The following is a 22,339-nucleotide window of genomic DNA, read 5'->3' as shown; positions in this document are numbered from 1 at the left end:
TCAATAATTGTTATCTTTGAATAGCTATGAAATTTCAACTTGTTTCAGATTACAAACCTACGGGTGATCAACCGGCCGCCATTGAACAATTGGTTACAGGCGTTAACAATAATGAAAATTATCAGACCTTATTGGGGGTGACAGGGTCCGGTAAAACGTTTACGGTGGCTAATGTAATCCAGCAGACACAGAAGCCTACCCTGATTCTGAGTCATAATAAAACGCTGGCTGCTCAGTTATATGGAGAATTCAAAAACTTTTTTCCTGAAAACCAGGTCAATTATTTTGTTTCTTACTATGATTACTATCAGCCGGAGGCATATATGCCGAGCAGTAATACTTATATCGAAAAGGATTTAAGTATCAATGAAGAAATAGAAAAGCTGAGGTTGAGAACAACTTCGGCATTAATGTCGGGGCGCAGGGACGTTATTGTAGTTTCTTCTATCTCCTGTATTTATGGTATGGGAAACCCGGAAGATTTCTCCCGTTCAGTATTCCGGTTTGCTGTAGGTACAAAGGTTTCCAGAAATTCATTTCTGCATAGCCTTGTAGAAATCTTATATGCCCGGACGATCAACGATTTTAAAAGAGGAACATTCAGGGTAAAAGGGGATACTGTTGATATCTTTCCGGCTTATCTGGATACGGCTTACCGTATATCTTTTTTCGGAGATGATATCGAAGAGCTGAGTATCATTGATCCGGTAACAGGTAAAACAATAGAAAAAGTAGAAGATATGGCCGTTTATCCGGCAAATCTTTTCGTGACCCCAAAAGATAGATTTACTTCATCCATCTGGGGGATACAGGAAGAACTTGAAGTGCGTAAAAATCAATTGATAGGTGACAGACAATTGCTGGAAGCCAAGAGATTGGAAGAAAGAGTGAATTTTGATATTGAAATGATGAAAGAACTGGGCTATTGCTCAGGTATTGAGAACTATTCAAGATTCTTTGATGGCCGTCAGCCAGGTATGCGCCCTTTCTGTTTACTGGATTATTTCCCTGATGATTACCTGATGGTGATTGATGAAAGTCACGTAACTGTTCCGCAAATCAGGGCGATGTACGGAGGAGACAGATCCCGTAAAATGTCATTGGTAGAATACGGGTTCAGGTTGCCGTCTGCACTGGACAACAGGCCTTTAAACTTTGAAGAATTTGAAAGTCTTGCCCCGCAGACGATTTATGTCAGTGCGACCCCTGCAGATTATGAATTACAGAAAACAGAAGGAGTGGTAATTGAGCAGGTGATCCGCCCTACGGGATTACTGGACCCGCTGATAGAGGTAAGGCCGGCAGTCAACCAGGTAGATGATTTGCTGGATGAAATCGATAAAACTATAAAAATGGGTGACCGTGTACTGGTAACTACACTGACCAAGAGAATGGCAGAAGAGTTAACCAAATACATGGACAGGCTCAATATTAAATGCCGTTATATCCATTCGGAGGTAAAAACGCTCGAAAGAGTAGAGATCCTGCGGGGTTTACGTTTAGGAGAGTTCGATGTACTGATCGGGATTAACCTTTTAAGAGAAGGTCTGGATTTACCGGAAGTGTCATTTGTAGCCATATTGGATGCCGATAAAGAAGGATTTTTAAGATCTGACCGTGCACTGATCCAGACTGTAGGACGCGCCGCAAGGAATGATAGGGGCAGGGTAATTCTCTATGCAGATAAGATCACTGATTCTATGGCCAGAACTATGGATGAGACCAATCGCCGCAGAGAAAGACAGATTGCTTACAATACAGAGCATGGCATTGTCCCTAAAACTGTAGGAAAAAGCAGGGAAGCTATTCTGGAGCAGACTTCTGTACTGGATTTTTCAGCAAATGCAGAGCATAAGAACGCTTATGTAGAAACTAATCAGGCAAGTATAATTGCAGATCCGATTGTTCAGTATATGACACAGCCGGAAATGCAGAAATCAATTGATAAAACACGTAAAGAAATGGCTAAAGCAGCCAGGGATATGGACTTCTTAATGGCGGCAAGATTGCGTGACGAAATGTTCGCAATGGAAACCGTATTTGAAGAAAGGTTTGGTAAACAAAAAGTTAAATAATGGACGGAAAAAACAGATCGGATATATATCCGGGACTAGAGGTAGATATCATCTTAAAGAAAGATCAGCGCAGCGGGAAGCTGACCAGGGGCATCGTAGCTAATTTATTGACATCATCGGCTTTTCACTCCCGTGGAATCAAGGTCCGTCTCGAAGACGGGCAAATAGGTAGGGTCGCAGAGATCGTTGAAGAAGATTAGGGCTTTAAAAAGAGCCCTGATAACGTTTAAAACGAGATTTCTGTACAAATTGTAATTATAATGCAACAAACAGACAGACTTTGTAATTATTCACCTTGAATTCTGTCTATATTTGTAGATTAACTGAAAAATAAATGGGATTAATTAAATTTCTTTTTTTTACTATACTGATACTCTGGATTATCCGTCTTCTTTTGAGATTGGTTTTCCCTTTAGTAATCAAAAGTATCTTCGGGAAAATGCAGCAGTCTTCTGGTTATGCCGGACAGCAGCAGCAACATCAGCAACAACATCCTTCTAACAGACCTGAGGGCTCATTGTCCATCGATTATGTACCACCGCAACCCAAGAAGGGAAATGCCGATAAATTAGGTGATTTTGTTGATTACGAGGAGGTTAAATAAAAATATCACGCTAATCGAGATATTTCCTTCCTAATCTGTATCAATTTTATATTTTTGGGGTTAGTTTAATATAAACAGACCTTAATGAACAATTGGTTAAAAAGGAATGGCATACACTTAGCCATCAGTGCATTTTTTGTAATTTTATGTTTCGTCTATTTTAGTCCTGTTTTACAGGGAAAAGTTCCGATTCAAGGCGATGTAATGCAGGCTAAAGCCATGCAAAGGGAGATCATGGAGTATAAGGCCAAAGATGGTAAAGGCCCTCTATGGACAAACGAAATGTTTGGCGGGATGCCCGCTTATCAGATCTGGGTTCAATATCCCCTGAACTTAACAACTTATGGGATCTCTCTGATCACAGACGTTCTTCCTAATCCGGTTGGAACAGTATTAATGTATCTTTTAGGTGCTTATTTACTTTTCTGTGTGTTAAAGGTTAATCCCTGGCTTGCAGCAGCAGGAGCGATCGCTTTTGCATTTACCTCTTATAATTTTATTATCATTAGTGCAGGGCATAGCAATAAAGCACTGGCAATTGGTTTATTTGCCCCGATTCTTGCAGGAATTATCCTGACCATGCGTGGTAAATACTGGATGGGTGCGAGTTTAACGGCACTTTTCCTGGCGCTGAATATCAGGGCCAACCATATCCAGATGACTTATTATTTTCTGCTGGCGCTGTTAATTTATATCGGAATCGAAATATATCATGCTTTCAAAGCACATAAAACGAAAGAACTTTCTAAAGCAATTGCGTTTTTAGGTGCTGCGGTACTGCTTTCAGTGATGGTGAACGCGAGTAATCTCTGGACTACTTATGAATATGGAAAAGAAACTATCCGTGGTAAATCTAATCTGACTGCTGATGCAGCTGAACCAGACAATGGACTTCCAAAAGATTATGCCTATCAGTGGAGCCAGGGAGTAAGTGAATCTTTCACTTTCTTAATCCCTAATTTATATGGGGGCGGAACTAATCGCCTTGATGGAAAGTCAAACGTAGCTAAAGCGATTGAGACTGTTGGTGCATCACCAGAACAGGCTGCAGGTTTTGCTGCACAGATGCCTGTATACTGGGGCGATAAGCCAGGTACAGCCGGACCTTATTATTTTGGGGCTATTATTTGCTTTCTGTTTGTTTTCGGTTTGTTTATCGTTCGTAACCGGATCAAATGGTGGGTATTAGCAACTACCATTTTATTCCTTTTCTTATCGTTTGGTAAAAATCTGCCATTTATATCTGATCTCTTTTTCGACTACGTACCGCTTTACAACAAATTCAGAGCTGTAGAATCGATTCTGGCGGTAGTAGGATTGTTATTCCCAATCTTAGCTGTACTTGCCGTAAAAGAAGCTCAGGACGGACAATATGATGAGAAATACCTGGTTAAGAAATTAACCTGGTCTGCCTGTATTACAGGTGGTTTTGCTTTGATCATAGCGATCATGCCTACCTTATTTTTCAGTTTCAGGACCTCTGACCATGAGGCATTCCTGAATTCATTGACCCAGGCTTTAAATAACAATAAAAGTGCTGCGGTCACTATAGGTAATGCTTTGATACAAGACAGAGCAGATCTGGCAAAGGCCGATGCCTGGAGAACTTTAATCTTTATTGCTATAGGCTTTGGATTAACGTGGGCGTTCATTACTAAGAAAATGAAAGCTGAATATGCTTTCGGTTTACTGGCTTTATTCACGCTGATTGATATGTGGCAGATAGACCGCCGTTATCTGAATAACGAAAATTTTGTACCTGCATCTTCGCTGACTAATCATTATCAGCCAAGAGATGTCGATACTTTCATTTTGGCAGATAAAGATCCTGACTTCAGGGTGTTTGATACAACTATCCCTACTTTTACCAGTGCTGATGCTTCTTATTTCCACAAAACAGTTGGCGGGGCACATTCTGCAAGATTAAAACGTATTCAGGAACTGATTGATCATCAGTTTACAAAAAGCGTAAACCATGATGTGCTGGATATGTTCAATACTAAATATATCATCACACAAGATCAGCAATCAGGTGCCTATAAAATGCAGCGTAACGAAACAGCAGCAGGTAATGCCTGGATTGTAGAGCAGGTGCAGTTTGTAAAGAACTCTGATGAGGAGATGAAAGCGATCAGTAGTTTTGACCCTAAAAAAGAGGCTATTGTAGACATTAAGTATAAACACTTAATTGATACGGCTAAAGCTGGTTTGGGCGGGCCTACAGCTATGATTAAATTAGATAGTTATCATCCTGATCATATGGTCTACTCTTACAGCGCTCCAAGAGATGTCATTGCTGTATTCTCTGAGATCTATTATGATAAAGGCTGGAAAATGTTGATTGATGGTGTTGAGAAGCCATATTTCAGAGCTGATTATGTGTTGCGTGCAGCACAGCTTGAAGCTGGAAATCACAAACTGGAATTTGTTTTCCACCCGACTTCTTATTATACAGGAGAGAAAATCTCTCTGGCAGGATCACTCTTGCTGGTACTGGGTTTGGGATTTGCTGTTTATACCGATCAGAAAAAAACAAAAAAGGTGAATTAAGACCTGAACAAATAATTAGAAAAAGGCCTGTTGCATGATCGCAACAGGCCTTTTTTTGTTTCCTTTTGTGGTCGGTAAGACGGCGTTTTAATCCTATGCCTCTGCTATAAATGTGCTATGTTCGCCTTATCTTTCAACCCCGTTTCAATGTCGTATCATTGTTAGTCAGTATATAGCCTTGTTATAGTTTAAATACTTTTTGTGATATATGTCTAATAGCTGTCTTACAGTAAAGTAGTAGGCTCAATTACAAATAGTTATACGATAATGTTGACTTAACACATTGTTAACCTGAGTTTTGCACATTTGTGTATATAAACTGAAAGATATGCAAGAAGTAATTACGTTTGTTTGTGTTATCGCTCTTGTAGCCTTCTTTTTCAGTCCTTATGATTTAACCATTGATGAAGACGATGTGTAAAAGAGAAGTTGATATTGTAGTGATTTCTGATGTCCATTTGGGCACTTATGGCTGTCATGCAAAAGAACTCCTTAAATATTTGAAAAGTATTAAGCCTAAAATGCTGATCCTTAACGGGGATATCATTGATATCTGGCAGTTTAGCAAAAGATACTGGCCTGAGACACATATGAAGGTGGTCAGGAAACTGATGAAATTTGTAGTAGAAGGCGTACCTGTATACTATTTAACTGGTAACCACGATGAGCTGCTGCGTAAATTTGCAGATATGCACCTGGGAACTTTCCATATTCAGAATAAATTAGTTTTAGAACTTGACGGCAAAAAGGCGTGGTTTTTCCACGGTGATATTTTTGACGTGACTATGCAGCATTCCAAATGGCTTGCCAAACTGGGAGCTGTAGGTTATGACAGTTTAATTCTGATCAATAGTTTTGTCAACTGGGGCCTTAAACTATTTGGCAGAGAAAAAATGAGTTTCTCTAAAAAAGTTAAAGCACAGTTTAAAGACGCTGTTAAGTTTATCAATAAATTTGAAGATACGGCTGCTGAACTGGCAGCAAAAAACGGATATGCCTATGTGGTTTGCGGTCATATCCATCAACCCGAAATGCGGAATGTGACAACTGAAGATGGTCAGGTCCTGTATTTAAACAGTGGAGACTGGGTAGAGAACCTGACTGCACTGGAATATAATCAGGAAAACTGGACTGTCTTTAAGTATGACGCTAAAGACTTCCAAACAGATGAGGTAGAAGAAGGAATTCTTTCAGATAGTGAGGATTTACATAGTAAGCTGGATATCAATATGTTGCTGCAAAAGATAAAATTAGAAATTGTCTAGCAAATAAAATTACAGATATTCGGCAAGGATGAAGATACTTTATGCTATTCAGGGTACAGGAAACGGCCATATCAGCCGTGCAAGGGAAATTGTACCCTTATTACAACAGCACGGTGATGTAGAATTGTTGATTAGCGGAACACAGGCAGACGTTAAATTAAGTCAGCAGGTAGCTTATCAGCTTCACGGATTCAGTTTTATTTTCGGTAAAAAAGGTGGTGTAGATCATTATGAAACCTGGAAGTCCATGAACCTTCCGAGATTTGTAAAGGATATGCGCAGTCTGCCTTTAAAAAATTACGATCTTATTTTAAATGATTTTGAGCCTGTTACTGCCTGGGCTTGTAAATTGAAAGGGGTAGAAAGTGTGGGGTTGAGTCATCAGGCCTCTTTTCAGTCAAAAAAAGTTCCTAAACCCAAAAGCATAGACTGGGCACAGCTGGTGATGAAATATTATGCACCATCTACACATTATGTGGGCTTTCACTTCAAGGAATACGATGATTTTATTCATACGCCCGTTATCCGCTCAGAGATCAGAAACCTTCAAACCAGTAACCTGGGACATTATACGGTATATCTGCCGGCAATCGATGATAAATTACTGGTACCTATTTTAAAACAGATCCCGCATGTTCGGTGGGAAGTGTTTTCAAAACATACTAAAGTTAGTTTTACAGATGGTAATGTAAATGTACGCCCTGTTAATAATGAACAGTTTAACAGCAGCCTGGCCAGTTGTGAAGGCTTGTTTACAGGAGGAGGCTTTGAGGGCCCCGCAGAAGCCTTGTTTTTAGGAAAGAAGTTATTGGTCGTTCCCATGAAATTCCAGTATGAGCAGCAGTGTAATGCCTATGCTTTGCAGCAAATGGGTTTGCCGGTGATCTGGGGTTCTAATAAAAACTGGCTGCCTGTGATTCAGAAATGGGTACTTCAGCCGCAGGAACATCAATTTAATTTTCCAGATGAAACGGCAGATGTGATTGCAAAAGTTGTAAAGGATTTTGCCAGATAAATTTCTTTACTTTGCCTTTCTATTTATGGCATGATCAATCAATTCAAAACGTTAAATCCAATCAACCTGCTTCTGTTGTTCGCATATACTTTTTTTATGCGGATTTCTATCCTGATTAATCCACCTGTCAGATTGAATTTTGAATTCCTGGAGCCTTATACCAAGTTTCTGATTCAAATTCCTATAGGAGATAGTTTTTCTGTGACTGGCAATATCCTGATAGCAGGTTTATTGATTTATATACAGGCAATCATTTTCAACAGAATCGTCAATAATCATACGCTGCTGGCAAAACCAAGTTTTCTGCCAGCTTTGCTTTTTATTACCGGAGCCAGTTTATTTGATCCGTTTCTGATTTTGAGCCCGGTACTGATCTGCAATTTCATGCTGATCCTGATCATGGACAAGCTACTGAAAATCGGTAAATCACCCAATGCGATCATGCTGATGTTTGATATCGGTCTGTATATTGCTGTAGGGACATTGATCTATTTTCCTTTTGTAATGATGCTGTTGCTGACATGGCTTAGTTTGCTGCTGTACAGGTCGTTTAACTGGAGAGAATGGATTTCCGGACTGGTGGGCTTTCTGACCATTATTTTCTTCCTGGCAGTGTTCTATTACTGGAATGATAACCTGGGGATGTTTTATAAGATCTGGCTGCCTCTGAAAAATAAGTTTCCTTCGATGTTTAAAATCAGATATAATGATTACCTGGTGTTAGTGCCGGTAGGACTAACGATGGTTTTGGCAACGATACAATTGCGTGAAAATTTCTTCAGGAGTTTTATCAGTACAAGAAAGGCATTTCAAATGCTGTTTTTTATGTTTTTGATTGGCGTTTTAAGTGTTTATACCAAATCAAACTTCAAGCTGTACCATTTTTTACTTTGTGTGCCGCCGGGAGCAGTCTTGCTGGCTTATTATTTTTCTAACGCAACAAAACGCTGGTTTTATGAAAGTTTATTCCTCATTTTAGTTCTGACAATTCAGTTCTTTTTATTTGTTTAACTTTTTTTAACAATTTGACGGCTTGAAACTTGGTAAAGATTAATAGCTTTGTAACATGAAGTGTGGATTGGTAAATGCATAATCTTGTTATAGATATCGGCAATACTAACAGTAAAATAGCTGTTTTTAAGGATAAGGTGCTGGTATTTTTTCAAATCCTTGAGCATTTTGATCAGCAGGTGCTGACGGCATTAATAGCAGAATATAAAATAGTTAATTCCACTGTTTCCAGTGTGAAGAAAGCTGATTCTCAATTGGTAGCTGTTTTAAAGGCTAAAACTAATTATTTGCCGTTTTCTACCAATTTGAATACTGGCATTAATAATTATTATAAAACAATATCCACCCTTGGGCAGGATAGATGGGCTAAAATAATAGCTGTTCACCACGCTTATCCCCAGCAGAATTGTTTGGTTATAGATGCAGGTACCTGCATTACTTATGATTTGTTAAACAATGAGGGGGCTTATTATGGTGGGAGCATAAGTTTGGGCTTAAATATGAGGTTCAATGCTTTAAATCACTACACAGGTAAGCTGCCACTGGTGAAGTGGGACAGAGAATTAGAAAATATTCCATCAGGTACAGATACAGAGACGGCGATAATAAATGGGGTTTTACAGGGCGTAATCAACGAAGTTGAAGGTTTTATAACACTCAACGCTAAGAATAATAAAGAACTGAAGGTAGTTATAACTGGAGGGGATGCTACTTTTTTGCTGGAACAATTAAAAAACAGCATCTTTGCACCTCAAATTATACACGATCCCTATTTAGTATTAAAAGGATTAAATGAAGTCATTGCATTTGAATATGTACAAAAAAATTAACTATATAACTGCAGTTTTAGTTCTGCTAGCCAGCATTTCTGTGAACGCACAGGTTACGACTCAATCACCGTACTCTAAGTATGGAATCGGAAATCTAAAAGGAATTTTGCTCCCTCAGTTCAGGGCGATGGGCGGTATTTCTACAGCTGTTAACAAGCCGACTGGTTATAACAACATCAATATGCAGAATCCAGCTTCTTATGCCGGGATTACTTCAACTACGATAGATGTGGGTATTGGTGGTACTTTTACCAATCTGAAAAAGAATGGCGGGAGTGAAAACAGTTTCAATGGTACATTAAGTCATCTTGCATTGGCATTTCCTGTAAATCAGCATTCTGCATTGAGTTTTGGTATCCTTCCATATTCAGAGCTTGGGTATAACTTTTCTAATCCGCAAACTATTACAGGTACGGATCCTCAGAACCCTTCCTCTTCTCAGGTAAATAATGTTTATTCTGGTGAGGGTGGTTTAACAAAAGCCTATATTGGTTATGGTTACCGTTTTGGTGAGCATTTCAGGATCGGTGGTAATATTGAGTATCTTTTTGGAAACCTGATTGAGAATAAAGGTGTAGAATTTGTGAATGATCCGGCAGCGTTTGCTACCCGTCTTCAAAATAAAAACAGCGTTGGCGGTATCAGCTTTTCTTATGGTGCACAATATGACATCCGCCTGAATTCGAAAATGTTACTGACTTTTGGTTATTCAGGATCGTCAGCATCTACTGTTAATTCAACAAGGACCTTCATGGCAAGTAAATACTTGTATGACGGAAATACAGGAGAAAGTAATGTTACTGTCGAAACTGTAGATTCTATTGGAAGCGGAAAATCTAACATGAAACTTCCTTTGATACATAATTTCGGTATCGCCCTGCAAAAAGATAATAAATGGTTAATCGGAGCGGATTTCAGAACAGGTAAATGGTCTGCATTATCTATTAATGGTGTTAACCAGGGATTGCAGAATAGTCAGGGAGTATCGGTAGGTGGTCAGATTACACCTGATATTACTTCGATCAATAGCTATTTTAAGAGAGTTGATTATCGCTTAGGCTTTAGTTACGATAAAACATATATTAATATTTCTGATCAGGACGTAAAGCAGGCTGCTGTCTCTTTTGGTCTGGGTCTGCCATTGGCAAATGCACAAACCAGGGGTACATTCTATAAACTGAACTTTACTACTGAAATTGGCCGCAGGGGTACCATGCAAAGTGGATCTCTTCAGGAAAATTATGTCAGCTTTCATTTAGGCTTTACGCTTAATGATACATGGTTTAAAAGATTTAAATTCGATTAATGAACTGTGCCGGTATATTATCACGTATAGTTATACTGTGCTTTATTCCGCTTTTTTTAAGCTCTTGTAATGATGATGACTTAAAAAAAGCGGCTACTATTTCTTCTAAGAAACTTACACTCAGTAAGGACAGGTCTTTAAACGTAGAAATTATTTTTAGTGATTCTGCCATCGTAAAGGCCAAAGGGTTCGCACCCATACTTGATCAGGTAAATCCATCTTCTGGTACTAAATATCAGGAAATGCCGAAGGGAATAAAAATTACCTTCTTTGATCCTCAGCAAAAAATAACAGGCACAATTACTTCTGATTATGCGATCAGGAAAGAAACTGAACAATTGACCATTTTTAGAAAAAATGTAGTTGTAGTCAGGGACGAAATGACTTTTAACACAGAAGAACTTACCTGGAATCAGCAGAAGAAAATGTATTATTCTCCAAAAGGCATAGTCACCAGGCCTGACGGAACTGTTTTAAATGCGGTTAACTTTACTGCACCAGAAGATTTTGGTTCGGTTGCTTTTGAGCAGGGTTCCGGAGAGACTTATCTGAAAGGAAATTTAGGGGAATAAAAAAAGGTTGTACGTGTATTCAGTCTACGTTCCATTTCATGGAACTAATGTCTGAATACACGTACAACCTTTTTTTATGATCACACAGTATTTCCTTCTGCGAACGTGTGTTAGTTAATTGGTGATTTAGTTAACTGGTTGGTGACTTAATAAGAGGCTTTCTGATATAAAAGAATATTCTAGGGTAAATTATTGGTTGTTAGCGGCATAGGGTGAATAATATTGTATATTCAATGTAATATTATTATTACCTAAACCAAAAAACTAACCAGGACCTATGAGAAAACATTTATTCTTCATTGCTGCCTTGCTATTTCTTAGCACAGGGGTAGCAATCGCACAAAAAAAAGTGATTAGTGGAACCGTTACCGATGGGGTCAGCAAAGAAACCATTCCAGGGGTTTCTGTACGGATTAAAGGGGGTACTTTAAGTACCAGTACCAATCAGAACGGGGCTTTTGCGATTAAAGCAGATCCGTCAGATCAACTGATTTTTAGCTATACAGGGTATACCCCGGTAACTTTGGTGGTTGGAAACAATACAAAAATTGATGTTGTACTACAGAGTAATACCGCTCAGCTGGATGAAGTGGTGCTCATTGGTACCCGTTCTGCAGGCCGGGTGAAATTGGAAACGGCTGTTCCGGTCGATATTGTTAATGTGAGTAAATCTGCAGCGACTACCGGACGTATGGAGCTTACGGATATTTTGAATTATGCAGCACCCTCATTCAATTATAATAAACAATCTGGTTCTGATGGGGCAGATCATGTTGAACTGGGAACTTTGAGAGGGTTGGGGCCAGATCAGACCTTAGTTTTGGTGAATGGTAAACGCAGGCACTCTACTGCTTTTGTATCGGTATTTGGTACAAGGGGCAGGGGCAATTCGGGAGTGGACCTGAGTTCTATCCCTACAGCTTCCATTGAGCGGGTAGAGATTTTAAGAGATGGAGCTTCTGCACAATATGGCTCTGACGCGATTGCAGGGGTAATTAATATCGTTCTGAAGAAAACGGTGAATCAGTTTAATATCAATGCGGGCTATTCTGGCTATTATGATCCGGCATTTAATAGTGGTAAAAGTATTGTTGCCAATCAATATCCGCATGGCGGGGCTATTGATGGAAATGCAGTGAATGCAGATGCCAATTATGGATTTAAGATTGGCAAGGAAGGGTTTTTGAATATCACAGCTGATTATTCCAAGAGCGGAAAAACTTATAGGCAGGTACATGATACTGCAACTGCAAATCCTAAAGCACTGCCTGTAAATACGGCAAGAAGGGCTAATGGAGATGGTTCTTCTGAAAATGGAACTATATTCTTTAATAACGAGATCCCGGTGAGTGGCAAGACAACTTTTTATAGTTTTGGTGGTTATAGCTATAAAGGCTCTGATGCTTATGCCTTTTCGAGAAATTTCCTGGCCAGACCAGATCGTTTTCCAACCACTGCAGCTGGAGCATTGATCCCTGCAGAGGGGATAATTTTTAATACACCAAATGGGGATTCTTATTATAATCCGCTGATTGAAACCCATAACAGCGATTTGTCTTTTGCAGCTGGTCTGAAAGGGACTTTTGGCGATGCCTGGGATTGGGATTTCAGCAATAATACGGGGAATAATAATTTTCATTTTTATGGAAAAAAGACATATAATGCTTCCTTAGGTGCTGATAAAACACATTTTGATGATGGTGGTTCTGCGTTTCTGCAGAATACAAGTAATCTGAATTTTAGTAAACATTTTGATAAAGTATTATCGGGATTTAACCTTGGCTTTGGTGCGGAATATCGCTATGAGCGCTACAAGATTTTTTCGGGCGAAGAGGCCTCTTATAAAAATTATGATCCCAATGGGGTAAAGGCGGCCGGTTCACAGGGTTTTCCTGGTTTTCAACCTGGGGATGTCGCCAATGCAAACCGGTCTGTATTTGGTGGTTTTGTTGATTTTGAGGTGGATATTACTGAAAAATGGCTGATTGATTTTGCCAATCGCCTGGAGCATTACAGTGATTTTGGTTATAATTTCAGTACTAAGTTTGCTACCCGTTATAAAATAACAGACAACTTTAATGTCCGCGGATCGGTTGGAACGGGTTTCCGTGCGCCATCGCTGCAGCAGATTAATTATAGTTCTACGTTTACGAATGTGCAGGGAGCTATTATTTCGGAGGTTAAGATTACCCCTAATGGCAGCCCGATCACGCAGGCTGCTGGCATACCCAGTCTGAAACAGGAGAAATCTAAAAATGCAGGTTTAGGATTTACTTTTAAACCAGTTCCTGAATTTAGTATTACAGTTGACGGTTATATCATCAGGGTTACAGACCGTGTGGTTTTGTCTGGTCAGTTTAGTGCAGATGATACCTCACTGGACCCCTCTTTTACCAATGCATTGAAAGCCCTTCATGTGGGTTCTGCACAGTTTTTTGCCAATGCTGTCAATACCACAAACCGAGGGCTTGATGTGGTACTGGATTACAATAAAACAATAGGCGATAACCGGTACAGAATGCTGTTTACAGGTAACTTTCAGCATATGACTATCGATAAGATTAATTATCCGCCAATATTAGGCAGAACAGAAGCTTTACAGCAGACTTTTCTGAGTTTAAGGGAGCAGAAGTTCATTCTGGCCTCTGCACCGCCTGCTAAGTTTTCTCTTAATCCTGAGTTTGGGCATAAGGATTTTACTGTTGGGACACGTTTTACTTATTTTGGTAAAGTTGAAATCTATGGATATGGTGATGGTACAAGCATTTATCCTACTGTACCTGCCGATAATGGGTCTGGCCCGCTGCCAGATTTATATAATTATAACGGTAAGGTAGTGAGTGATGTATATTTCTCGTTTAAACCGAATAAAATAGCCCGCATTACGCTGGGATCTGATAATGTTTTTAATGTTCATCCGGATCTTGGTTATGTGAAAGGGGCAAAAGGATTTGCTTATAACAATGAACCTGCCGGGCCTTTTGATGCGGTGCAGATGGGCGGAAATGGAAGACGCTTCTTTGTTCGTGTGGGTTTAACCTTATAGTTTTTCAGTTAAAATAGTCAAAAAGCACACTGGCTGTCTGAGTTAGTCAGTGTGCTTTTAAATGAGGCCTTATTCAAAAACATTAAATTGTTTTCTTTTTTTAGCAAAAGTTGTATCTTGCGCCCTCTTTAAAAAATATAAATAATAGATATTATGGGTTTTATGACTTTTTTGCGGAATCGCATGGGCATTATCTTAGTGGGCGCCATCGGTTTTGCAATTGTTGCATTTTTAGTCGGTGATGCAATTAACGTAGGAAAGCCTTTCTGGGCAGCATCTCAAAAGGTTGTTGGGTCAGTGGATGGTGAGGAAATCAACATCGATGAATTTGGTCCTAAAGTAGATCAGAATTTACAACAGTTCAAACAGCAGTATGGCGGCAGCGCTAATCCTCAAATGACAGCTATGGCTGTTGATAACGCGTGGAATGGTGAGTTAGCTGGCTTATTACTTGCTAAAGAGTATCACCGTTTAGGTTTAGGTATTTCCAGTGAAGAATTGTTCGATTTATATCAGGGCAAAAACCCCAGCCCGCTGATCGTTCAATATTTTGGTAATCCTCAAACTGGTCAGGTTGACCGTGCTGCGGTAATCAATTCATTGAAACAACAGGCAACAAACCCTCAGTTGAAACAACAATGGGATTTGCTGGAAGCTGAAGTTGAAAAACAAGCTTTACAACAGAAATATGGTAACCTGATTAAAAACTCTGTTTACGTAACTTCTATCGAAGCTAACGATGAGTATCAGAACAGAAATAAACTGGCTAGCTTCAATTATGTAAGTTTAGACTATGCAAGCATTCCTGATGCATCAGTTAAACCAGCAGAATCTGATTATGCAGATTACTACAATAACAACAAAAAAAGATTTGATAACCCTACTGAAACCCGTTCATTTGAGTATGTTTCATTTAATGTAAATCCAACAAAAGAAGATTCTGCAGCGGTTAAAAACCAGGTAGAAAAATTAGCTTCGGATTTCAAAGCTTCTAAAAGCGATTCATTATTTGCAGCAGTGAACTCTGATGTTAAAGTTCCATATACTTATATCAACAAAGGTAAATTAGACCCGAAAATTGATTCAGCGGTATTCGCTTTACCAGCAGGTAGTTTCTACGGACCTGTGTTCACTGGAAACTCTTACAAACTGGTTAAAGTGATCGATACCCGTTTTTCTCCTGATTCGGTAAAAGCAAGTCATATCCTTTTAGACGCAACCAAATTAGGTGGGGTTGATAAAGCAGAGAAACTTGCTGACTCTTTAAAGAGCCTGATTCAAAAAGGTGCAAGTTTCGAAGCACTGGCTAAAACTTACAGTGTAGACGGATCAAAAGATAAAGGCGGTGAGCTTGGTACTTTCTCCAGAGGACAAATGGTTCCTGAATTTGAGAATGCAGCATTTAATGGTCAGGTTGGTGATCTTAAAGTAGTGCGTTCACAGTTTGGTGTTCACCTGATTAAAATTGAAAAACAAATTGGTTCTTCTAAAGTAGCTAAACTGGCTTATATTGAGAAAAACCTTACCCCAAGCAGCAAAACTAAAGATCAGGCTTATAAAAAAGCTTCATCTTTCCTGAATATTGCTAAAGGTGATAACTTTAGTGCAGAAGCTAAGAAATTAGGTTATACTGTAGCTATCGCAGATAGAATTACAGGAAGCCAGGGTTATGCGCCAGGATTAGATAATCCACGTCAATTGATCCGTGATGGTTTTGCAGCTAAAAAAGGAGATGTCTTATCAGAAGTTTATCAAATGGATAATGCATTTGTTGTAGCTCACGTTACAGATATCAAAGCAAAAGGTATTTTACCTCTTGATGCAGTTAAGAAAGATATTGAACCAATGGTAATCAATGCCGTTAAAGCTAAGATGCTAACGGAAAAATTAAACAATGCAGCTAAAGGTGCTGGTACACTTGCACAGGTAGCTCAGAAAGTTGGAAAAGCAGTTACACCAGTTACAAACATCGTATTCTCTAATCCGATTGTTCCGGGTGCGGCACAGGAAAATAAATTGATTGGTAGCGTATTTGGTTCAGCACCAGGTAAATTATCTAAACCAGTTGACGGTGAACATGGCGTATATGTTTTCACAGTGAACGGATTCACTAATCCTGCTCCAATTGGAAATACTTACAAACAAAAAGAAACTATGCGTCAGGCTATTGCTCAGAAGTCATTAGGAGCAGCATTCCAGGCATTGCAAGATAAAAGTGACATAAAAGACAATAGAGTGAAATTCTATTAATCTTATTTTGCGTAATTTTGAAACCGGAAGTATATCACTTCCGGTTTTTTTATTTTAGATACAAATGGACATTCAGGAAAATATAGTCAATAAGGTTGCTGCCAGTGGTTTAGTTACTTTTAATCTGGAGCTCTATTATCATAAAGGGGAAAGAGTAGTTTATGATATCAAGGACAATCTTTTTCATGGTTTAATGCTAAGAGAAAAGGATTTCAGGGCATTTATTAAAGAGCATGACTGGGCATCTTATACCGGTAAAAATATCGCAGTAATCTGCAGTGCTGATGCCATTGTTCCGACATGGGCATATATGCTGCTGGCTAATAAATTAAAGCCTTATGCCAATGAGGTTGTATTTGGAAGCCCCGAGACTTTAGAAGCTGTTTTGTTCAGTAAAGCATTGGCTAAGGTTGATCTGTCGGTTTACCAGGATGAACGTGTAGTGATTAAAGGGTGTGCAGATATTGATGTCCCTGTAGCGGCTTATGTAGAAATCACTTCTTTGTTAACCCCGGTGGTTAAAAGTATAATGTATGGTGAACCTTGTTCTACGGTTCCTATCTTTAAACGAAAGGATTGATTTTTTTGGATGAGTTTTTGTTCAGATCAGGTATGAGGAAATTATTTTTGCTATTATTTTTTTTGATTACCATTGTTGATGCTGAAGCTCAGGAATTACCCTTAAAAAAGGAACCCATCTTTCAGGCTGGTGAAGTTTTATCCTATAAATTGAGATATGGCTTTATTACAGCAGCAGAAGCGACCATTAAAGTGATGAATTCAGATCTCAAATTTGATGACAATGAAACTTATAAACTGGTAGTGGATGCGAAAACATCAGGGACCTTTGATATTTTTTATAAAATCAGGGATCATTATGATTCCTATATAGATAAGACTACACTAACTCCCTATTTTTATCAGGAGGATATAAAAGAAGCAAGTTATACAAGAAAAGATAAGGCGAGGTTTACTCAGGAGACAAAGAAAGTTGTTTCTAATAAAGGGACTTTTACTGCACCAACCACGCAGACTTTTGATCTTGTTTCGGCCTATTATTTTGCAAGGAGTCTGGATATTTCCAAACTCAAAATAGGAGAGAAATTTAAACTGAATTACTTTCTGGGGGATGGGATTCACCAGCTGGAAATTAAATATGCCGGAAAAGAAGTTATAAAAAGTAAACTGGGAAGTATACGCTGTCTGAAATTCAGTCCTTCTATTGAGCCTGGAAGGATCTTTAGAAAAGACAGTGCTTTGTATCTATGGATAACCGATGACGGCAACAGGGTGCCTGTAAAGGCTCAGGTAGAGATTATAGTGGGTGCGGTAACTATGGAAATTAAATCAGCTGAAGGATTGAAGTATCCTCTGGCTAAAGAAAACTAAAAGAAATGATAGAAGTACAAAATACCCTTATACACGAGGATGTTATACGTGAAAACTTTGTGTGTAACCTGAACAAGTGTAAAGGTATCTGTTGCGTAGAGGGAGATGCGGGTGCACCGCTTGATGTAGCTGAGACAGCTATTCTTGCAGAAATTTATCCTAAGATCAAACATATGCTTGCCCCCAAAGGGATTGCAGCCATTGAAGAGTATGGAACCTCTGTTGTTGATGCAGACGGTGATCTGACCACTCCATGTGTGGATGGTAATAAAGAATGTGCTTATGTAACATTCGAAAATGGAATTACTAAATGTGCGATTGAAAAAGCACATGAACAGGGAATTGTGGACTGGCAAAAACCAATCTCCTGTCATTTATATCCCATACGTATTACCCAATATCCTGAATTTGATGTGCTTAATTATGACAGATGGCATATTTGTTCTGACGCATGTGCATTTGGCAGAGAGCTTAAGGTACCCGTTTATACTTTTTTGAAAGGGCCACTGATCAGAAAATATGGTGCTGACTGGTATGAAGAATTGGAAAATAGTGTATCTTCAAATCGATAACCTTAAAATATAATATCTTGAAAGGAATAATTTTAGCAGGCGGGAGCGGTACAAGACTGCATCCCCTAACTCTGGTTATGAGTAAACAAATGATGCCTGTTTACGATAAACCAATGATTTATTATCCGTTGTCCATATTAATGCTGGCCGGAATCAATGAAATACTGATTATTTCTACTCCTCATGACCTTCCTAATTTTGAGAAACTTTTGGGTGACGGAAGCAGTTTAGGCTGTAAGTTTTCTTATGCAGTTCAGCATGAGCCAAACGGACTGGCACAGGCTTTCGTGATTGGTGCAGATTTTATAGGAACCGATAAAGTTGCCCTGGTATTAGGAGATAATATTTTCTATGGAGATGGAATGGCTAAACTGTTACAAGCCAGTTCTGATCCTGATGGAGGTGTTGTTTTTGCTTATCGTGTTTCGGACCCTGAACGTTATGGAGTTGTTGAATTTGACGAAAATAAAAAAGCAATATCTATTGAAGAGAAACCAGTAGCACCAAAATCTGATTATGCAGTTCCGGGATTGTATTTTTATGATAACAGTGTAGTCGAAATTGCTAAAAATATTAAACCTTCTGCCCGTGGTGAATATGAAATCACTGACGTCAACAAAGTATATCTTGAGCAGGGTAAACTAAAGGTTGGGGTTTTGAGCCGCGGAACTGCATGGCTGGACACAGGGACGTTTGCTTCACTGATGCAGGCCGGACAGTTTGTTCAGGTAATTGAAGAACGCCAGGGGCTTAAAATAGGATGTATTGAAGAAATAGCTTATCGCATGGAATATATCGATGCCGAGCAATTGCGTAAAATCGCAACTCCGCTTGTTAAAAGTGGGTACGGTGCCTATTTGTTAAAAATGATCAAATAAATTTAAACCAATCTTAACCAGAAACATGAATTATAATTCGCCTGAACTGCCCTATGTAGGGGTAGATATTGGAGGCTCTCATATTACGGCAGCACACGTAGGTGCTGCTGATTTGAAAGTAATAAAAAGTTCACTTATCAGAGAACGTGTAGCTTCGATGGAAGGTGCAGATGTAATTATTAAATCCTGGGTGGACGCTTTGAAGCCCCTGATTGAAAATAATGGAGAAAAAATCACTTATGTTGGCATTGCAATGCCAGGACCTTTTGATTATGAAAAAGGTATTTCCTTAATGAAAGGAACTAAGAAATATGATTCTTTATATGGACTTAATGTTTTAGAAATTCTAGCCGAAAAATTAAGCATCCCAGCCAGCCATATTCTTTTCCGAAATGATGCTGAATCGTTTTTGCATGGTGAATTGGCATCGGGAGCAGTTGCTGGTGAGAAAAGGGCACTTGGAATTACTTTAGGTACAGGATTAGGCTCTGCAAGCAATTGCCAGGGTAAAACTGTAGATTCAGACCGTGCCTTTATTCCGTTTAAGGATAGCATAGCTGAAGAATATATTTCAACCAGGTGGTTCGCTAAAAGATTCAAAGAATTAACAGGCGAAGACATTAAAAATGTGGAATCTTTGCTGGCTTCAGGTAAACAGGAAATCATAGATCAGATCTTTGAAGAATTTGGGGAGAACCTTGCTTTATTCCTTAATGATTTTATTGACCAGGAGAAACCTGATGTGATTGTTATTGGTGGAAATATTGCTAAAACCTGGGATTATTTTATCCCGCAGGTAGAGAAACATCTGAAAGATAAACAGGTAGTTTTAAAACAAAGCGTAATGTGGGAAGATGCAGCTCTTGTGGGGGCAGCTTATACCTGGTTGCAGGCTTAAGGTTATATATATTTATAAATAAAAGCGTTGCTTCCTGATCAGGAAGCAACGCTTTTTGTTTTCAGCCCGTTTGTCTGTCTTTATTTCTTTTCATCACAAAGGTGTATAAAAGAGCTGCAAAGATTATAATTCCGGCGTAGCCTGCAATTAATACCAGGGAAAAATTAATCGCTTCTCCCATGATATAATAGCTGAACAGCGTGGATATAATTTGCAGACAGGTGAATAACAAACAACCTTTCAGAAAAGTGATGATATTACACTTTATAAATTTATACATATAGCTAAGATTTTATGAGATGGCTTTTGTCGCTTCTTTCAACCAGTCGCTTTCTTCCTGAGTTAATCTTGGGCTTAGTTTTTCAAAAACCTCTGCATTATAATTATTCAGCCAGTTAATCTGTGATTGCTCCAGCAATTCTTTTTTCACAATCGTTGTATTGATTGGCGCAATAGTCAGTGTTTCAAAACCATAGAATTCGTTAAATTCATTGGCTTCAACTGAAATGGTCTGCACCAGATTTTCAATACGGATACCGTGTCTTCCCGGGCGATATATACCTGGTTCAATAGAAGTAATCATACCCTGTTCTATAGCTACCGGAGTATTGGTTGGATTAAATACCTGTGGGCCCTCATGTACATTAAGGAAATAACCTACACCATGACCTGTACCGTGACCATAGTTAATGGCATAATCCCATAGCGGCTTTCTGGTGATCGCATCAATCTGATAACCGCAGGTGCCTTTAGGGAACTTTGCTTTACAGCCATCAATCATTCCTTTAAGGACAAGTGTATAATCAGTTTCCTCCTGTTCGGTTGTGATGCCCATTGGAATGGTCCTGGTAATATCAGTCGTTCCATAAAAATACTGGCCACCCGAATCTACAAGAAAAAGACTTTCAGGAATGACTTCTGCATCACTTTCTGCCGAAGCGGAATAATGTGGTAATGCACCATGTGCTCTATAAGCACTTATTGTGGTGAAACTATCTCCAATGAAGCCTTCCTGTTCTGCTCTGTATTTACGTAATTGTGCCGCTGCAGAAAGTTCGGTAATCTTAGTTTTTCCGATGGTTTCTTCTAACCATTTTAAAAATCTGGTGATCGCAACACCATCCTTAAGCATGGCTTCGCGGGTGTTTTTTAGCTCCGTTTCATTCTTAACGGCTTTCAGATTAGCAGAAGGGTTAGTTTCTTTAATTATCCTGACTGAAGAAGGTACTAATTTGGCATAAGCATAACAGTTGCGCTTGGGATCGATAAAGATCGAACTGTTTGCAGGAAGCAAAGTCAATGCACGCTCTATTTCTTCATAAGGAAGAACTTCAACACCACTTTTCAGTAAAGTCACTTTCTCATTTTCTGTTAACTTATCCGGATTGATAAATAAAGTTGCATGATCCTGGTTGATCAGGGCAAAAGCTAATACTACAGGATTGAAATTCACATCTTTACCTCTGATGTTGAATAACCAGGCGATATCATCCAATGAGGAAACAAGATGATGATCTGCCTGATATTTAGCCAGTACAGCTCTGACCTGCGTCAGTTTACTGCTTACCGATTGTCCGATATGTTCATCTGCAATTAAAAATGCTGGATCAACAGGTAATTCAGGGCGGTTTTCCCAGATCGGGCTCAAATAATCTTTACTTACTAATTTAATATCACTTACAGCTAACTGCTGCGTAAGCAGGTCACCCAGCAATACCGAAAGAAGTTTTTCATTGGTCGCAACGATTGCACCTTTATCCAGTGTCTCATTTAACCATTGTATATATTCTGGCGCATGCTGTACTTTTTGTTTCACCAGTTCAAAACCACTGTGCGCCAATTGTTCAGCCCCTTGTTCGAAATATCTGAAATCAGTCCATAAACCAGCAAAATCATGTGTAATCACTAAAGTCCCGGCAGAACCTGTAAAGCCAGAAGTAAATGGAATGCATTTATAATGTTTTGGCAAATATTCACTGATATGAGGGTCAGCAGATGGAATTATATAGGCCTGTACATTATCGGCCTTCATTTGTTTACGTATTTCGCGCAGTTTATCCTGATATGTCATATGCAAA

18 protein-coding genes are annotated in these 22,339 nt (G+C 39.0%); 17 read left to right on the top strand and 1 reads right to left on the bottom strand.

Annotation, left to right across the window (positions count from 1 at the left end; translation table 11 throughout):
* The first annotated feature begins 26 nt into the window (after nucleotides 1-26).
* From uvrB to HDE68_RS12535, 17 genes are all read left to right on the top strand, one after another.
* Nucleotides 27-2,075 carry an excinuclease ABC subunit UvrB gene (gene uvrB / locus HDE68_RS12615; RefSeq protein WP_221300720.1) on the top strand — a complete coding sequence of 683 codons (2,049 nt, stop codon included), beginning with the start codon at nucleotides 27-29 and terminating at the stop codon, nucleotides 2,073-2,075.
* Nucleotides 2,075-2,275, top strand: a complete 201-nt coding sequence (locus HDE68_RS12610) for a YwbE family protein (protein WP_183882408.1) — start codon at nucleotides 2,075-2,077, stop codon at nucleotides 2,273-2,275. Before uvrB ends, HDE68_RS12610 begins: the two co-directional genes overlap by 1 nt.
* Before the next feature lie 134 nt (nucleotides 2,276-2,409).
* Complete coding sequence (locus tag HDE68_RS12605; RefSeq protein ID WP_183882406.1) at nucleotides 2,410-2,679, top strand: DUF4834 family protein; 270 nt, start codon at nucleotides 2,410-2,412, stop codon at nucleotides 2,677-2,679.
* Nucleotides 2,680-2,763: 84 nt separating this feature from the next.
* On the top strand, nucleotides 2,764-5,229 hold the full coding sequence (locus HDE68_RS12600; protein WP_183882404.1) for a hypothetical protein: 2,466 nt from the start codon (nucleotides 2,764-2,766) through the stop codon (nucleotides 5,227-5,229).
* A gap of 413 nt (nucleotides 5,230-5,642) precedes the next feature.
* Entirely contained in the window at nucleotides 5,643-6,494 is an 852-nt protein-coding gene (locus tag HDE68_RS12595; protein WP_183882402.1) for a UDP-2,3-diacylglucosamine diphosphatase, read from the top strand.
* A gap of 28 nt (nucleotides 6,495-6,522) precedes the next feature.
* Nucleotides 6,523-7,509 (top strand): glycosyltransferase family protein, encoded by a 987-nt coding sequence (locus HDE68_RS12590; protein WP_183882400.1) that lies wholly within the window; start codon nucleotides 6,523-6,525, stop codon nucleotides 7,507-7,509.
* Nucleotides 7,510-7,539: 30 nt separating this feature from the next.
* Nucleotides 7,540-8,520 (top strand): DUF6427 family protein, encoded by a 981-nt coding sequence (locus HDE68_RS12585; RefSeq protein ID WP_183882399.1) that lies wholly within the window; start codon nucleotides 7,540-7,542, stop codon nucleotides 8,518-8,520.
* Between the two features lie 74 nt (nucleotides 8,521-8,594).
* Nucleotides 8,595-9,350, top strand: a complete 756-nt coding sequence (locus tag HDE68_RS12580) for a type III pantothenate kinase (RefSeq protein WP_183882397.1) — start codon at nucleotides 8,595-8,597, stop codon at nucleotides 9,348-9,350.
* Nucleotides 9,313-10,656 carry a hypothetical protein gene (locus HDE68_RS12575; RefSeq protein WP_260171760.1) on the top strand — a complete coding sequence of 448 codons (1,344 nt, stop codon included), beginning with the start codon at nucleotides 9,313-9,315 and terminating at the stop codon, nucleotides 10,654-10,656. The genes HDE68_RS12580 and HDE68_RS12575 overlap by 38 nt, the downstream gene beginning before the upstream one ends.
* Complete coding sequence (lptC, locus tag HDE68_RS12570; protein WP_183882395.1) at nucleotides 10,656-11,228, top strand: LPS export ABC transporter periplasmic protein LptC; 573 nt, start codon at nucleotides 10,656-10,658, stop codon at nucleotides 11,226-11,228. The genes HDE68_RS12575 and lptC overlap by 1 nt, the downstream gene beginning before the upstream one ends.
* 277 nt (nucleotides 11,229-11,505) lie before the next feature.
* Nucleotides 11,506-14,274 (top strand): TonB-dependent receptor, encoded by a 2,769-nt coding sequence (locus HDE68_RS12565; protein WP_183882393.1) that lies wholly within the window; start codon nucleotides 11,506-11,508, stop codon nucleotides 14,272-14,274.
* A gap of 153 nt (nucleotides 14,275-14,427) precedes the next feature.
* Nucleotides 14,428-16,524, top strand: coding sequence for a peptidylprolyl isomerase (locus HDE68_RS12560; protein WP_183882391.1), 2,097 nt, complete (start codon nucleotides 14,428-14,430; stop codon nucleotides 16,522-16,524).
* Between the two features lie 64 nt (nucleotides 16,525-16,588).
* Nucleotides 16,589-17,104: a DUF2480 family protein gene (locus HDE68_RS12555; protein WP_183882389.1), complete on the top strand. Its 516-nt coding sequence runs from the start codon at nucleotides 16,589-16,591 to the stop codon at nucleotides 17,102-17,104.
* A 32-nt stretch (nucleotides 17,105-17,136) separates the two neighbouring features.
* Nucleotides 17,137-17,913 carry a DUF3108 domain-containing protein gene (locus HDE68_RS12550; protein ID WP_183882388.1) on the top strand — a complete coding sequence of 259 codons (777 nt, stop codon included), beginning with the start codon at nucleotides 17,137-17,139 and terminating at the stop codon, nucleotides 17,911-17,913.
* Nucleotides 17,914-17,918: 5 nt separating this feature from the next.
* A complete protein-coding gene (locus HDE68_RS12545) occupies nucleotides 17,919-18,485 on the top strand; it encodes a DUF3109 family protein (RefSeq protein ID WP_183882386.1) in 567 nt (188 codons plus the stop codon).
* 17 nt (nucleotides 18,486-18,502) lie between these two features.
* On the top strand, nucleotides 18,503-19,363 hold the full coding sequence (gene rfbA, locus HDE68_RS12540) for a glucose-1-phosphate thymidylyltransferase RfbA (protein ID WP_183882384.1): 861 nt from the start codon (nucleotides 18,503-18,505) through the stop codon (nucleotides 19,361-19,363).
* 25 nt (nucleotides 19,364-19,388) lie between these two features.
* The gene (locus tag HDE68_RS12535; protein WP_183882382.1) at nucleotides 19,389-20,261 is read left to right on the top strand and encodes an ROK family protein; all 873 of its coding nucleotides are present in this window, start codon (nucleotides 19,389-19,391) and stop codon (nucleotides 20,259-20,261) included.
* Between the two features lie 292 nt (nucleotides 20,262-20,553).
* On the opposite strand, the gene HDE68_RS12530 is transcribed toward HDE68_RS12535, so the two are convergent.
* Nucleotides 20,554-22,332 (bottom strand): aminopeptidase P family protein, encoded by a 1,779-nt coding sequence (locus tag HDE68_RS12530; RefSeq protein ID WP_183882380.1) that lies wholly within the window; start codon nucleotides 22,330-22,332, stop codon nucleotides 20,554-20,556.
* Nucleotides 22,333-22,339: the final 7 nt, after the last annotated feature.

Source organism: Pedobacter cryoconitis (assembly GCF_014200605.1).
GTDB classification, from domain to species: domain Bacteria; phylum Bacteroidota; class Bacteroidia; order Sphingobacteriales; family Sphingobacteriaceae; genus Pedobacter; species Pedobacter cryoconitis_B.
Note: the sequence above shows the minus strand (reverse complement) of the source record. Positions and strands in the feature narration are given on the sequence as shown.